The organism is Furfurilactobacillus milii, assembly GCF_021654115.1.
In the GTDB taxonomy this organism is placed as follows: Bacteria; Bacillota; Bacilli; order Lactobacillales; family Lactobacillaceae; genus Furfurilactobacillus; species Furfurilactobacillus milii.
In genome coordinates, this window is record NZ_JAIWJF010000004.1 from 180,485 (window position 1) to 194,079 (window position 13,595).

General features: G+C 41.4%; 10 protein-coding genes, 2 tRNA genes and 1 pseudogene. 5 read left to right on the forward strand and 8 right to left on the reverse strand.

What is annotated here, in order from left to right:
- Positions 1-93 precede the first annotated feature (93 nt).
- Positions 94-1,572, reverse strand: a complete 1,479-nt coding sequence (gene vprA / locus LDK34_RS06755) for a vinyl phenol reductase (RefSeq protein ID WP_178943259.1) — start codon at positions 1,570-1,572, stop codon at positions 94-96.
- A 177-nt stretch (positions 1,573-1,749) separates the two neighbouring features.
- Between vprA and LDK34_RS06760 the strand changes: the two genes are divergently transcribed.
- Entirely contained in the window at positions 1,750-2,643 is an 894-nt protein-coding gene (locus LDK34_RS06760; protein WP_178943260.1) for a LysR family transcriptional regulator, read from the forward strand.
- Between the two features lie 210 nt (positions 2,644-2,853).
- On the opposite strand, the gene LDK34_RS06765 is transcribed toward LDK34_RS06760, so the two are convergent.
- The 5 genes from LDK34_RS06765 to LDK34_RS06785 all read right to left on the reverse strand — a co-directional run bounded on the left by LDK34_RS06765 (position 2,854) and on the right by LDK34_RS06785 (position 5,195).
- Complete coding sequence (locus tag LDK34_RS06765; protein WP_178943261.1) at positions 2,854-2,952, reverse strand: type I toxin-antitoxin system Fst family toxin; 99 nt, start codon at positions 2,950-2,952, stop codon at positions 2,854-2,856.
- Positions 2,953-3,091: 139 nt separating this feature from the next.
- On the reverse strand, positions 3,092-3,526 hold the full coding sequence (locus tag LDK34_RS06770; RefSeq protein WP_236941599.1) for a GNAT family N-acetyltransferase: 435 nt from the start codon (positions 3,524-3,526) through the stop codon (positions 3,092-3,094).
- Between the two features lie 108 nt (positions 3,527-3,634).
- Positions 3,635-4,888: a peptidoglycan bridge formation glycyltransferase FemA/FemB family protein gene (locus tag LDK34_RS06775; RefSeq protein ID WP_225439122.1), complete on the reverse strand. Its 1,254-nt coding sequence runs from the start codon at positions 4,886-4,888 to the stop codon at positions 3,635-3,637.
- A 57-nt stretch (positions 4,889-4,945) separates the two neighbouring features.
- Positions 4,946-5,031 (reverse strand) — tRNA-OTHER (locus LDK34_RS06780).
- A 78-nt stretch (positions 5,032-5,109) separates the two neighbouring features.
- Positions 5,110-5,195: transfer RNA gene (locus LDK34_RS06785), tRNA-OTHER, on the reverse strand.
- A gap of 324 nt (positions 5,196-5,519) precedes the next feature.
- Between LDK34_RS06785 and LDK34_RS06790 the strand changes: the two genes are divergently transcribed.
- Positions 5,520-6,470, forward strand: coding sequence for an FAD:protein FMN transferase (locus LDK34_RS06790; protein WP_178943265.1), 951 nt, complete (start codon positions 5,520-5,522; stop codon positions 6,468-6,470).
- A 46-nt stretch (positions 6,471-6,516) separates the two neighbouring features.
- On the opposite strand, the pseudogene LDK34_RS06795 reads toward LDK34_RS06790, so the two are convergent.
- A pseudogene (locus tag LDK34_RS06795) lies at positions 6,517-8,889 on the reverse strand (FAD-binding protein).
- 548 nt (positions 8,890-9,437) lie between these two features.
- On the opposite strand from LDK34_RS06795, the gene LDK34_RS06805 reads away from it, so the two are divergent.
- Positions 9,438-10,853: a DASS family sodium-coupled anion symporter gene (locus LDK34_RS06805; RefSeq protein ID WP_178943266.1), complete on the forward strand. Its 1,416-nt coding sequence runs from the start codon at positions 9,438-9,440 to the stop codon at positions 10,851-10,853.
- 80 nt (positions 10,854-10,933) lie between these two features.
- Positions 10,934-11,821 (forward strand): LysR family transcriptional regulator, encoded by an 888-nt coding sequence (locus LDK34_RS06810; RefSeq protein ID WP_178943267.1) that lies wholly within the window; start codon positions 10,934-10,936, stop codon positions 11,819-11,821.
- Positions 11,822-11,900: 79 nt separating this feature from the next.
- Here LDK34_RS06810 and LDK34_RS06815 read toward each other — a convergent pair whose 3' ends face one another.
- Positions 11,901-12,380: an HIT family protein gene (locus LDK34_RS06815; protein WP_178943268.1), complete on the reverse strand. Its 480-nt coding sequence runs from the start codon at positions 12,378-12,380 to the stop codon at positions 11,901-11,903.
- Between the two features lie 249 nt (positions 12,381-12,629).
- Between LDK34_RS06815 and LDK34_RS06820 the strand changes: the two genes are divergently transcribed.
- The gene (locus tag LDK34_RS06820) at positions 12,630-13,490 is read left to right on the forward strand and encodes a DegV family protein (RefSeq protein ID WP_178943269.1); all 861 of its coding nucleotides are present in this window, start codon (positions 12,630-12,632) and stop codon (positions 13,488-13,490) included.
- Positions 13,491-13,595 lie beyond the last annotated feature (105 nt).

A 13,595-nucleotide genomic window follows, 5' to 3' on the forward strand; every position in this document is an offset into this window, starting at 1 on the left:
GAATGCATTTAGATTAGACAAAAAATCCTGTTCATAGTTAAGACGTTAAAATCTTAACTGTGAACGGGATTTTTATTTATTTAAAATTGATTATCAATTACCCTCGAGCTCATCATTAACAGTCATAGCCGCGTGTAAACCAGCATTTCTACCGGAGTAAAATGCATAGCCAACGCATGTACCTGGCATGTTGGGACCGTAAGTATCGCCAACTAGTCCTGTCGCATCATTGCCAATTGCATATAAACCTGCAATCGCCTGACCATTATTATCCAGAACTTCATTATTAGGATTTACCTGCAAACCACCCATTGTACAGAATGCGCCAACGTTTAAAGAAAAACCGTAGAAGGGTCCTTCATTGATTGGAAGCATGTATTTTGGATCTTTTCCGAACAATGAGTCTTGTCCTGACTCACAGTCATGATTGTATTGCGTCGTTGTTTTCATTAATTGATCAGCCGGAATATTCATCTTTTGTGCCAATTCTTCAATCGTATCTGCTTTGAAAATAAATGGCCTTCCATCAGCTACGGACTCATCAATTTCATCCTTCAGTTTTGTCATTTTTTGACCACGTTTAACATAAACGCCTAAACCCATGAAGTTTCCGGATTTGGCCATTTCGTCAATAACTGCTGTATCAAGGATACTAAACACTTTATTTTGCGTGTAAAGCGCATTCCCGGCAAATGAAAAGTTATAGACTACGGACTCATCTACAAAGCGTTCACCATTTTCATTCACCCAAAGCAATGGTTGCTGCCCTGCGGCTGTGTTCATTTCAGAGCTCATAAACTTAAAGGCAGGGACACTGGGGTCTTTTAGGTATCCACCAAATAACATAGCGGTTCCTGTTCCGTACTTACGTGCACCAAGGTTCCAAGCCATTTGAAGCCCATCCCCAGTACCTTTGCCAGAACTGACCGTAACTAATCGTGATGTATCATAGTGAGTCATTTTCGACATCATTTCGGCATTGTTCAGATAACCACCCGTTGCCAAAATAACGGATGTTGTTTTAACAGTCTCACTGCGATTATTGGCTAAATCTTTAATGATCACTCTAAAAATTTCGCCATTTCCCTGATCAATATTGGTCGCGGCAGTGGAAGTCAGAACTTCAACACCAAGCTTCTTTGCCTGAGGAATTAAGGCGTCGTTAATAACAGCATTTCCCATTCCTTTGTATATATGCCATGTGGCCTCGCCATCACCCATTGCTTGGACACCTTCATACTCAACGCCTTGTTCGTTCAACCATTTTACAGTATCGGCACTATCATCTACGTAATTGCGCCAAATTCTGGAATCTGCTCGATATTTTGAATAGGCAACTTCCTCTTTTAAAACATCAGTTCCCGAAACAGTAATTCCTTGCTGCTTTTGTAAGTATGAATCAACGGCAAACAGCCCTTCTGTGTAATTACTGCTGCCGCCCGTGTGACGTCCCTTTTCGAGCAGTAAAACACTGGCACCATTTTGTGCAGCGGTCAACGCCGCACTAGTCCCTGCCGCCCCTGTTCCAACAACGACGACATCATAAGCATCTTTTTTGGTAATATTTGGCATGATCAGCCTCCATAGTTGTTTGTTCATTCTTGAGCAATCAGTGCTAAATGATTTATAATGACTTTTTAGCACGCTTGCATTACAACCAAATATTAACTAGTTTTCCCTTAGCATTAAACTGAGCTAATTGTTCGCCAGGTCAACTTTTGGTTCTACTTTAAATTCGGAGGTTTGTTCATGGAAATAGAACGGTTAAAAACTTTTTTAAGCGTTGCACAATATGGCAGTTTTCAAAAGGCTGCTCAGCGGGCGTTTTTATCTCAACGTGCCGTTTCCAAACGAATCACCGCAATAGAACAGGAACTTGGTGTCACTTTATTTGACCGTGGTCGTAACCGAATAACACTAACTTCTGAAGGTCGTTTATTCTTGTCTTCTGCGCAGGATATTGTTAATAGCTATACAAATACGGTCGCCGAAATTCAACAAGTTAAGCAGTCTAGTCCTGAAGTATTGCGAGTAGGTTATTTTTCCGCCTTTGAACAACAGTTATTGCAAAATGCACTCTTTAAGATGCTTCAAGACAATCCACGAATGCAAGTGATTATCAAAGAAGGTAGTAATGAACACCTGACCCGCATGGTTAAAAATGGTGATCTTGACCTTGCTCTCTCCATTAATTATGGGCAACCGTCAGTGAAATCTACTGCTCAATTACAGACTAAAGCTATCTTTTCTGAAACTATGGTTATGGGTGTTAGTACTCTCAATCCCCTCAGTAAACAGGCCGCTCTCACTTCTGCGGATATAAAGGACGTCCCGATTCTGTATTATAGTTCTGAGAGCTCTACTTTCTTGTTGGAAAGTTTCTTGGCCAGCTTTCCGTTTATCCAGGATTATGAACAAATTCGGCGTGTCGCCAGTGTTGAACAGATGAACATCTTAGTAGCTTTAAACAAAGCGTTCGCTTTTTATCCTGAAGGACTTATCCCTTCAACCCTAAAGAATGACCACATTCGTTTTCTACCTTTTGCTGATAAATCAACGCAATCTTACACGATCGACGCCGTGTATAAGAATGTTCACCTGTCTCATACACTAAAACGGCTACTAGCCGAACTATCCAAATGATCTATGGTAAGTTATGTGCTTGTGTTTGACACAGAGATGTTCAAATGACATTTACCCTACTACTTCGCATTTGCTCAAAAACATGATAAACTGTATTTACACTAATAGTTAAATGTAACATATTCGTCAAAACCCCGAAGAGCTGTCACTCTTCGGGGTTCTTTTTTCGAATAATATGTACTTAAACGGACGGGTTAGATTAGTAGTCGATTACCACTTATCATTTTGATCCAACCACTGCTTAAATAAGATAAGCAGCACGCCGACAACAAGCGGGCCCACTATAATAGTCAAAAACATTTGTAACATATTCGTCCTCCTCTCACCGTTTTTATGCGATGAGCCGGAATCGACTACAATAGAGATTTTACAGGAATACTTGCCTTAATTGGATTAGAAATACAGGTGAGTTTTGAGCGGAATGATTTTATTTCTCTCGATAACATACTTAGGTTAACTTTAAGTGCAAGATTGGAAATGGACGTCCCTGATTATCCTCAGCATCACGGCTCACAATGTGAAACCCATTATGCTGATAAAGAGCTAGTGCATCAGGATTTTGTTCGTTAACATCTACTGTTTGAATGTGTTCCTCATTGATCAGGCGTTCCAAAATTTGCCTGCCGTAGCCCTGATGCAGACAACGAACATCTAGGAAAAGCATTTCAAGTTTATAATTCTTAGTGCCAGAAAAACCAATTAGTTCTTCGCCATGAAACCATGTCAATAAATTGACTGCATCAAAGTACACTGGCAACATTCGTTGAATCTGGTCAATATCTGTTGCCTTCAAAAATTTATGCGTTGTGACAACCGTTTCGCGCCATAGTATGGTTAGTGCGTCATAGTCTTCTGGCCTGGCATGATGGGAAATAATAGACATTTTGTTTCTCCATTTGATTCTATTTAATGCTAACTAAAATAACCGTTTGGAAATTACTGTGCAACTTGTAATTTCCAAACGATCTTTTTTTAATCTTCCAAGTCCACTTTAGAAACGTTTGCTACGCCCCAACACTGTCTTGATGGCATTCAACAACTTATAACGCCATGGAATCAACACTTTGGAGAATTCGCCGATCATTTCGTCAGTGTAGCCATTAAAACCTTGTTTGAATTCAAACACACCGTCACTACCATCGAAGAGTCCAGCAACACCCAAGAAGTTGTACGTCGGAATCTTTTGGTCAACAGCGGCCTTCATCATGGCATCTTGCAACATGAATGGGCCTTTAAAAGTTTTGAATTCTTCGTTCGTGTAACTAAATACGTAATCGATTTCTTGTGGTTGAATCACAAACATCGCTCCGGCAACATTAAACTTGGCAGGATAACGTTTTTGAAGATCTTTTGCGACATCGATTTTCTTTTGATGGTTAGCCTTTTGGCGTTCAAGATCATCGATTTTGTTCTGTTCATAGCCCTTGTTTTTCGCCTTAAGTGCCGCGATTTTATCATCAGTCGACTTAATCTTTTGTTGATAAGAATCAATGTATTCATTCGAGTCGATTTCAGCCACGACAAAGCGAATTTTATCGCCAAACTCACGGTACACATTTTGGTAGTAATCAAGTGACTTGTCCGGGAAGTGCAATCGTTCAGCAGTCATTGCCGTATCCTTCTTGAATTCTGGCAGTTCGTCGAAGGAAATGTCCCTTAATTTAACACCAAATTCTTTGGCCTTTTTGATGTTATAACGTGTTTTCTTATCGAAACTCTTTTCCAGCGTTTGTTCCGTCATGTCACGGACATCTTTTTTATATTCGTAATGCGTAACATGAGTTGCTTCGTCGTAACCGGCAGCATGATAGTCTTGATAATCGTAACCAAGCTCTTTAAACAAAGCTGGCAAAGTTTCAAAGTGACTCGCAGTGAGTTCACCAGCATCGTTATATGTTTTTACCGGCAAGTTGGGGATTAGGCGCAAGAACATCCCGTTTTGATTACGAACGTATTCTTCAACCGCTTCAACGAACGCAGACAGGTTAGCTTTTGTTTCAGAACCTGGCATAAACAATGGTCCACCATAGATATCAAACCGATAACCAAAGTGAATCTTCATGCCGACCAATAATCCGGCCACAATAATCTTATCGCCATCGACAAGACCCATATAAGTCGCTTTATGGCCTTCTTTTAGCATCAGGTTGCCCTGCTCTACAGATTGATAAAACGAACCGTAAGGGCATTTTTCCTCAAACGCACCAAATTCTTCAGCTGATAATTCCCGAACTTTTTGCACCATTTTCACACCATTCCATTTTTTTGATACTAAAAAGGCATCGACCATCGATGCCTGTGAAGGAGAGTAAAGGATTTGAACCTCTGCGTCATTGCTGACCTCACAACCGAAATTGTGTCCCTTCAACCAGACTTGGGTAACTCTCCATTTTTAAAACTGTTAAATTATGCAACTATGTGAGTCCACGTCAACAACACAGGCTTGTCATCAACAGGAACTCACAAAGGAGAGTAAAGGATTTGAACCTCTGCGTCATTACTGACCTCACAACCGAAATTGTGTCCCTTCAACCAGACTTGGGTAACTCTCCATAAGGACTTTAAAATACCGCCATAAAAAAATATAACCCTGTTCCAAAGAAGATTCAAGGTAATTTCACAAACGCTAGACATCCGTTGACTAGTAAAAATGGAAACATCTTCATCTCTTTAGGTACACTGTGATATTACCGCACAATATTTTCAGATGGTTAATATCAGTAATGTCTTTACTAAACTTCAAAGTTTATTTATTAATTTATTAATGTTGAGTACTCATCCATACTGACATTGACGGTAAAAACGACCTCGACCTATAATATCAATTAACACTGACGTTTTGAACATACTGAAAGATAACAAATAGGACCCAAACTATGATTAATAATCTCGCATCGCAAAAACTAACAAAAACAACCCATGCGCTCGGCACTCGCATTGTGTTGACGGTCATGGGTGAAACGGATGAAAAGGTACTGGATGACAGTATTGCGCTCATTCAACTGTACGAACAACAGTTAACCGTTAACGCCCCCGTTTCCGAAGTTATGGCAGTCAACAACGCGTCCGGCAAACATGCTGTACAAGTATCCCCAAGTACGTTTGCACTCATCAAAACTGCCGTTGAGCAGAGCCACCAACATTTTGGGTTCAATGCTCTAATTGGACCACTCGTTAAACTTTGGAAAATTGGCTTTGCTGGGGCAAACATTCCCAATGAATCCGATATTTCCAAACGGCTAGCACTGTCTAATGCAGCAAATGTCGTTCTAAATGACGCTGATCAGAGTGTTTACCTCACTGAGCCAGGGATGGAACTGGATCTAGGCGGTATTGCCAAGGGCTACATTGCCGATCGAATTCGCGATCTATGGCGTGCCAATGGCGTGCAAGCAGGCATCATCAACCTAGGCGGAAACATTGAATTTGTTGGTATTTCGCCTAAACGTGATAATGGTCAATGGCTAGTTGGTGTTCAGGCGCCAACGAAAGCTCGTGGTGAAGATCTTCTGACCGTGTTGATGCCAGCTGGTTCCGCCGTCACGTCAGGCACCTATGAACGTGTCTTAGTTAAGAACGGTCATCGTTACCACCACTTGTTGAGTCCTGAAACCGGTCATCCCCTGCAAACACACGTCAGTGGTGTCACTATTTTTGCCCGCGACTCAATCACATGTGAAATAGAAACAAAACGGCTTTTCTTTGCGGGTAAACCAATTCCAGGTTGGGGAGAAGATCGTGACGATATTTACGGGGCCGCTTTCGTTTACGATGATGACACTGTTGATCTAGTGATCGTTCATCATCGTTTAAAATTAATTGAGTAACCAAAAAGGTCGCCAGTAGTGGCGACCTTTTTAATACTTTTAAACTTTAACGTGTTGTTTGTGGCGTTGCTTTCTTCAAAGCATCGTTCACCGCTTCCTTAATAGCACGGCTAGAAGCTGACGCGCCAGACACCGCATCAACATCTGTTGAATTAGCCGCCACAATTTCCTTGGGTACCTTGTCAATTGCGACTAACCCAACATCTTCACTCTCATGATGTTGGACAACCTCCACATTTTCAATGCGATGGTCCTCATAAGTTACACGAACAGTAATTGCACCACCAAGGCCACTATTGGAACGACCTAAGTACTGATCGTCACTCAGATCAACTTTAGTGGCGTTTTCAGCGTCCAAAATATCGTTAACGCCTGTCTTACCGTTAGTGATCACCTCATCTGCATCATCTTTTTTGGCCGCTGCGTGTTCACCAGCAAGTTTTCCAAAAATCAAACATTCAGCTAGGTTACCACCACCTTGGTAGCAATTTGCGACAATGCCGCCTAATTCGCCAGCACCAAACAAATGAGGAATTGGCTGGTTTTCTGTGTCCAAGATTTGGGCATTTTCATTTCTTTCCGGACCACCCTGCGTGTTCAACACATCATTGGCAGCTGCAATTGCATAATATGGTCCTTCATCAAAGCAGCGCATGCTATCTGTGTTTCGCCCAAATTCATAGTCCTCACCATTACGTTTGAACTGATTGAATCTTTCAACCGTGCGTTCAAGGTTCTTTTGTGGAACACCCATCTTGTCCGCTAATTCAGCCAATGACTCAGCAAAAATCAGTTTGTCCATGAATTTAGGATATGGCAAGCGACCGTGTTGCTTAAGTTCAGCATTAAATTCGTCGTATTGTGTTTGATCAAATACCAAGTAGGGATGCTGATTCTTCATTGGGATGAGCCAAGAACCATGCGTTTGAATGTGACCGTGTCTGTGTGGTGCGTCCTCTGCAAAATAGCGTGTTCCATCGTCTGCAGTAACTAAAATGCTACCGTTCTTTAGCGCCGGCCACTGTTCAATTTGACGTCCCCGTTCATTATCGGCTTCCTTGAAGGTAATGCCCGGTAAAATCCCGTGAGACTCGTAGTTTGTCATATGCCACATTTTAGCACCAATTGCTTGTGACATTTTGACACCATCACCACGGTTGTATAACGTTCCTAACGGCGTCAATCGTTCACTATGCAGGTATGTCTGAACCAACTCAGGATTATTTTCAAATCCTCCCATCGCCATGACAACCCCGTTCTTAGCGTGCACGTTCAGTTGCTTACCATCACGAAAAACACGAACCCCTCGTACGACACCAGTGCTAGGTTCTTGAATAAGCTTGTTAGCGCGCGAATTTAACCAAATATCAATCTGATCATGGCGATCTAGAACCTTTTGGCGAAGAACTTTCCATAATCCGGCATCTTTATCACGTTTATGAACTAAGGCGAAATCAATCGTTTGACTACCCTTTAGTTCAGGATATTCAGCCATTGTTTTTTTAACGGCCACGGCATCCCCAGGTTTAATATCATGTTTCCAACTAACCGCTGGAATTCCAAGATACTCACTAAAATACGATGGGATTTGGCTCATTCCTTTTAAGTAAGCTTGCAGCGTTTTTTACGGAGTAACAAACGGACGATTCAAATTATGATAGTAATCCGTTAGATCCGCCAGATTTTCTCCCATGACAACATGCTGAGCAGAGTACCGAGTGTTTCCACCTTCTCGACCAAATGGTGCCGCCTCAACAATTAGTGTTTTGGCGCCTTTATCGGCGGCAAATCTAGCAGCAGAGGCACCGGCCCCACCGAAACCGAGGACAACAACGTCGTAATTCGCATTCCAGTCAACATTTAAGGCCAAATGCCCCTTCTGTGATTCAATTAATTGTTGGAAATGTTTGAAACAACTTTCTAAAAAACTAATCGTGTGCCTATCAACAAGGTCACCAGATTGATCAAACGCTTTTGGCGCAAAACTTAGCATAAATTCATTTCCTGGTAAAACTGTCGCACCGACACCCGGGGCATTTAAAATACGTCTAATTTCATCTTGCGCCCGCGAAGTACCTTGAATCCCTAATGATGTACCAACGATCATTATTGGCTTGCCAGCGAAGGGATGAATCGTGCAAGACAGCCATTCAATCATGCTTTTTAAAGCTGCTGGAATGGAATGATCATATTCTGGAACGCCGATGATGACACCGTCAGCGCCTGAAATTTGATTAGCCAGTTTCTGCACTGATTCAGGCAAGCTGCAGTCTTGCGGTTGCTCCTTAAAAAGTGGCAACTGTCCTATCTCTGAAAGATCGATCGTTGCATTTCGCTGAAAATGATGTTGCATGTACTGCAATAATTCCCTGTTGTACGATTTGTCTGCATTAGTCCCAACAATTTCGAGTAATTTCATTTATAACAGTCCTTCATATTGAATTTTTGAAGATTTTCAAAAGCCGTGTGGTTGTTCACAGCGTCAATATAACGACTTTACTTTAAAAAACAATGATTTTTTTCAAAAAAACGTCAAACACGCATTGTGGCAGCCAAATACAATTAATCTGACTGAAATTTGTCTGCTGAGATAGTGCAAAATACCACAGTCTTGCCAAATTTAAATAATGTTTTTATAAAAATCATTGATGATTTGATTTTTCGAACTGTATAAAAACACTCCTTATATTAAGTCGGAGAATTACAAAATTAAATGTTCCTGTATAAAAATAAAGCCTTTAAAATAGGCACTTACAAAACGAACAAATAATTTCGTCTGGCTTAATCTACTAATTATAAATTGACTACTCTCGAATAAAAGTTATGCTACGCCTGAAGATTTTAAAACAGTGTGTGTTCCAGTTAATCATGTGATTATTTTTTCAATTCATGAACGAAAGTTGGTTGCCTTCTTCATGAATTGTCACATTAGATAAACTACTCGGAATAAATAAAGGAGTACGCATCATGATTAGTAAAATCAATTGGAAAGCTTTTATTTTACCGTTGGCATTAGGTATTGGTATTTGGTTGCTAACGCCGTTGAAACCGACCGAAATTAGTCCAGTTGCTTGGCATTTATTTGCCATTTTCATCGCAACAATTGTCGCCTGTATTACAAAGCCACTGCCAATGATGGCCACGACCTTAATCGGCATTATAGTTGCCATGTTAGCAGGCATCTTCAAGATGGACGAAGTAACCGCTGGATTCGGCAATTCAACATCTTGGATGGTCGCCATGTGCATGTTTATGGCAGCAGGCTTCATTAAATCTGGCTTGGGTAAGCGAATTGCCTATCTGTTTGTAAAATTGTTTGGTAAACGAACTCTTGGGCTCGCTTACGCACTATCTGCTGTTGATACTGTACTGGCTATTGGCATTCCAAGTAACAACGCACGTGTAAACGGGATTATGTACCCAATCATCGACAACCTTTCACGCGAAATGGGATCAAATCCCAAAGATGGAACCGAGCGTAAATTAGGCTCCTTCCTAGTTTTTAACGAATATGAAATCAACAACGCGTCTTCCGGTCTCTTCTTAACGGGCCTCGCGGGTAATTTAATTGCTATGGGGCTTGCCAAAACACAAGGGATAACCATTTCGTGGTTACAATGGTTTGCGGCAGCAAGTGTACCTGGTATTTTGTCGCTATTAGTAATCCCCTTTGTTCTATATAAAGTTTATCCACCCGAAATTAAGGAAACACCCAATGCTAATAGTTGGGCCGATAAACGACTGCACGAATTGGGTAAGATGTCGACTAGTGAAAAAATCATGCTTGGCACCTTTGTTTTAGCCATTATTTTATGGTTAACAGGTACCAAATTTGGTATTGACGCAACGGCAGTTAGTTTCATCGCCGTCGGAATTTTGCTTGTCACAGGTGTGCTAACTACCAAGGACATGTTAAACGAAAGCTTCGCTTGGAACATTCTCGTATGGCTATCCGTTATCATGTTAATGTCACAAAAGCTAATGACCTTAGGCTTCTTCCCTTGGTTTTCAAAAACATTGGGTAGTTTGTTGAACGGCATGAACTGGATTCTAGTACTGATCATTCTTTTCCTATCCTACTTTTACTTACACTATATGTTTCCAAGTGTGGCAACCCAGATTTCTGCTCTCTATGCTGGTTTCTTATCAATCGCAACTGGCGCGGGTGTTCCTCATATTCTTGCCGCGTTAATGTTAGCTTTTTGTGGTTCGATTTACCTGTCAACGACACCATATTCGGCCGGTCCAGCAGCATTATTGTCTGGCACTGGATACGTATCTAATAAAGACTGGTGGCAACTAAGTGCTATCATCGGTGTGGTCTTTAATGTCATTTGGCTTGGCGGCGGCCTATTATGGACGAAAGTCATCGGTTTGTGGTAATTAACATTGTCGATTGATGCGGGGACTTATGTTGGACGACAGCAACTTACGCTATACTGACAGTTAAGGGGGGACAACTCATGACTGAACGTGATTTGAGTTATTTTTGTACACTTGTGGAGACAGGAAACTATACAGCTACTGCAAAACACTTTCATGTGACTCAACCAGCTATTTCAGCGGCATTAAAACGATTAGAGGCCAAATATGGCACATCGTTATTAACACAATCCAATCACCGGGCACGTTTGGTCACAACCCCTTCTGGTCAAGTCCTCTATATTCGCGCACGAAAACTCCTTAAGGAGCTCATGCAAGTTGCAATTGAGGTTAAGCATGCCGAAGACCAGCAGGTGCGACTGGGTTTTTCTCATGTAACTGGCGGAATTTGGCTACCACGCGTAGTAGAAGTCTTTGAGCATAGACGATTACTTGGTTTCTTGACAACTGAGGTCACTATTTCCGAAAATTTGCTGGAAAAGCTACGAAATCACCAACTAGACGCGGCCATTTTTTCTTCACTTCAACCCATGAAATCAGACGATCTCCAAGTTTTCCAGTTAGAAAGTCATCCGTTGTGTGTACGTGCGAACGTCCGACATCCCCTAAGTCGTTTAAATGTGATTGCAGCCGAAAACTTGAATCAGGTGCCAATAATTGCACGAATGCAACATTCCCTTCCAAGAACAGCGCTGGAGAGATATTGTCATCACAGCAACGTTCATCCAGATATCATCTACGAAGCACAATCAAATCAATTAGTCGAAAAATTAGTTGCTCGGAATTTAGGGGTTGGCTTTGTTATTAAGGGATCAGTATCCTTAAGCGCCAATGTGGTTCAAATTCCGTTAAGGTCGAGTGAATCAATCGACTGTTTTATGCAAATGGCAGTCAGAAAATCTTTTCTGCCCAATAAACAGCAATCTCAATGTATTGAATTACTTAAAACCATAAAAAGCCCAGATTAATCTCAGCAAACAAAAATAACGGCAAACTACGTGGGTTGTTTCCCATGCAGATTGTCGTTATTTATTTTCTAACAACGATTTAATTTTCCGCTTCAGCGTCCGCCGCCAACACTTTAGTCAGTGTTGTTTTCAGTGTTTGCTTCATCTCATCAAGCTCTTCAGGCGTTGGCCGATTGTCGTCACTGAACATAACGTTACGATCTAACCACCAAACTGGTCCCGGTGTTGTCGTATCGCCTTCTCGACGAGGAAATAGATGCCAGTGAACGTGGGTATCGCCATTCCCTAATAACTCATAGTTCATTTTTTCAGCATGGAAAGCATCGTAAACAGCCTCCGCTACCAAACTCATTTCGTGCAAAAATTGCTCTTTAAAATCGCGTGGCAAAAAATGCAATTCTGTCTCATGTTGTTTGCATAGGAACAAAGTGTATCCCTTAAAGTGCTGATTATCGCCAATTACCACATACCCTGTTGATAATTCAGCAACGAAATAGGGATTAGTCCCATCCTTAATCATTTGAATTCGTCTGCAAATTTCACAGTTATCGTGCATCATTTCATCCACTCTCTATATAATGTCGATTCTCTCCCCATGAGACTCGCAGTTATGCCATCAATTACTTTCTCAATAAGTAAATTATCACATTTTCAAATACTAGGCGAGTTCAAACGAATTTCTTATTCAATTATTAAAATTAAATAAATTAAGCCAGAATTGGACAATGCCCGATCATTAATGTAGTATTCAATACTATATTAATGAAATCGATATCGTTTTAAATACGACTAAGAAGGTAAAGTCTTGATGACAGAAGAAAAAATTGCGTTGCTCGTAGATTCGGCCTCAGATGTGCCTGAGCATATTTTTGCACAGTATCAAAACATCGTCGCTGTGCCAATGCAGTTAACAATCGATGGCAAAACCTACGCCGACCGTGAAACCATTGAACCAGATGACTTTTATCTGTTACAATCCACTGCTAAAGAGCTTCCTAAAACTGCCAGCCCCGTGATGGGCGATGTCATTAATCGCCTCGCAACACTAAAAAGTCGCGGCTTTACGCATGTCATCGGAATCACTATATCTGGTGCACTTTCGGTAACCAACAGCCTTTTCAAGCAAGTCGCAGAGTCACAAGACGACGTGAAAATGGTAGTTATCGATACTAAAAACATTGGTGTTGGTAGTGGCCTGTTTGCCAGCTACGCAGAATCGCTCATTGACCAGCAATTGCCATTTACCACAATCATCGATAAGCTCAATGTCTCCGTTCCTAAAAGCTCTGTCTACATTTATATTCCAACATTAAAATACCTAAGGGCTGGTGGACGAATCGGCCGTGTTGCCGGATTCTTTGGTGCGGCACTTAACATTAAACCAATTATTACTTGTGATTCAGATGGCGTTTATACAGCTATCGCTAAAGCGCGCACAGAAAAGAAAGCTGTCCAAAAAATGGTCGAACTTGCTTCCCAAAAAATCTCTGCTAACAAAAACGCGCGGGTAGCTGTAGCTCAAGGTCTCAATGAACCGCTATTAAAACAGGTAACGGGGGATTTACAAAACCGCTTTCCATCACTTAATATTGAGACAGGAAATATTTCCCCTGCCCTTGGCGTTCATACTGGTCCCGGACTTGTTGGTATCGCGGTACAGGTGGGTTAATGTCAGAAAGGACACCCCATTAATATGTCAAACCCATTGAATCAGTCATTCGAAAATGATAATTTGATGATTCTGCCACATTGGTCAGACCTGCCTTGATTCGAC

Bases quoted from the DNA above. Each gene is read 5' to 3' on its own strand.
- LDK34_RS06770 (WP_236941599.1), bottom strand. From the start codon at position 3,526: ATGTCTATTATTTCCCATCATGCCAGGCCAGAAGACTATGACGCACTA.
- LDK34_RS06815 (WP_178943268.1), bottom strand. From the start codon at position 12,380: ATGATGCACGATAACTGTGAAATTTGCAGACGAATTCAAATGATTAAG.
- LDK34_RS06805 (WP_178943266.1), top strand. From the start codon at position 9,438: ATGATTAGTAAAATCAATTGGAAAGCTTTTATTTTACCGTTGGCATTA.
- LDK34_RS06810 (WP_178943267.1), top strand. From the start codon at position 10,934: ATGACTGAACGTGATTTGAGTTATTTTTGTACACTTGTGGAGACAGGA.
- LDK34_RS06775 (WP_225439122.1), bottom strand. From the start codon at position 4,888: ATGGTGCAAAAAGTTCGGGAATTATCAGCTGAAGAATTTGGTGCGTTT.
- LDK34_RS06820 (WP_178943269.1), top strand. From the start codon at position 12,630: ATGACAGAAGAAAAAATTGCGTTGCTCGTAGATTCGGCCTCAGATGTG.
- LDK34_RS06765 (WP_178943261.1), bottom strand. From the start codon at position 2,952: ATGTTACAAATGTTTTTGACTATTATAGTGGGCCCGCTTGTTGTCGGC.
- vprA (WP_178943259.1), bottom strand. From the start codon at position 1,572: ATGCCAAATATTACCAAAAAAGATGCTTATGATGTCGTCGTTGTTGGA.
- LDK34_RS06790 (WP_178943265.1), top strand. From the start codon at position 5,520: ATGATTAATAATCTCGCATCGCAAAAACTAACAAAAACAACCCATGCG.
- LDK34_RS06760 (WP_178943260.1), top strand. From the start codon at position 1,750: ATGGAAATAGAACGGTTAAAAACTTTTTTAAGCGTTGCACAATATGGC.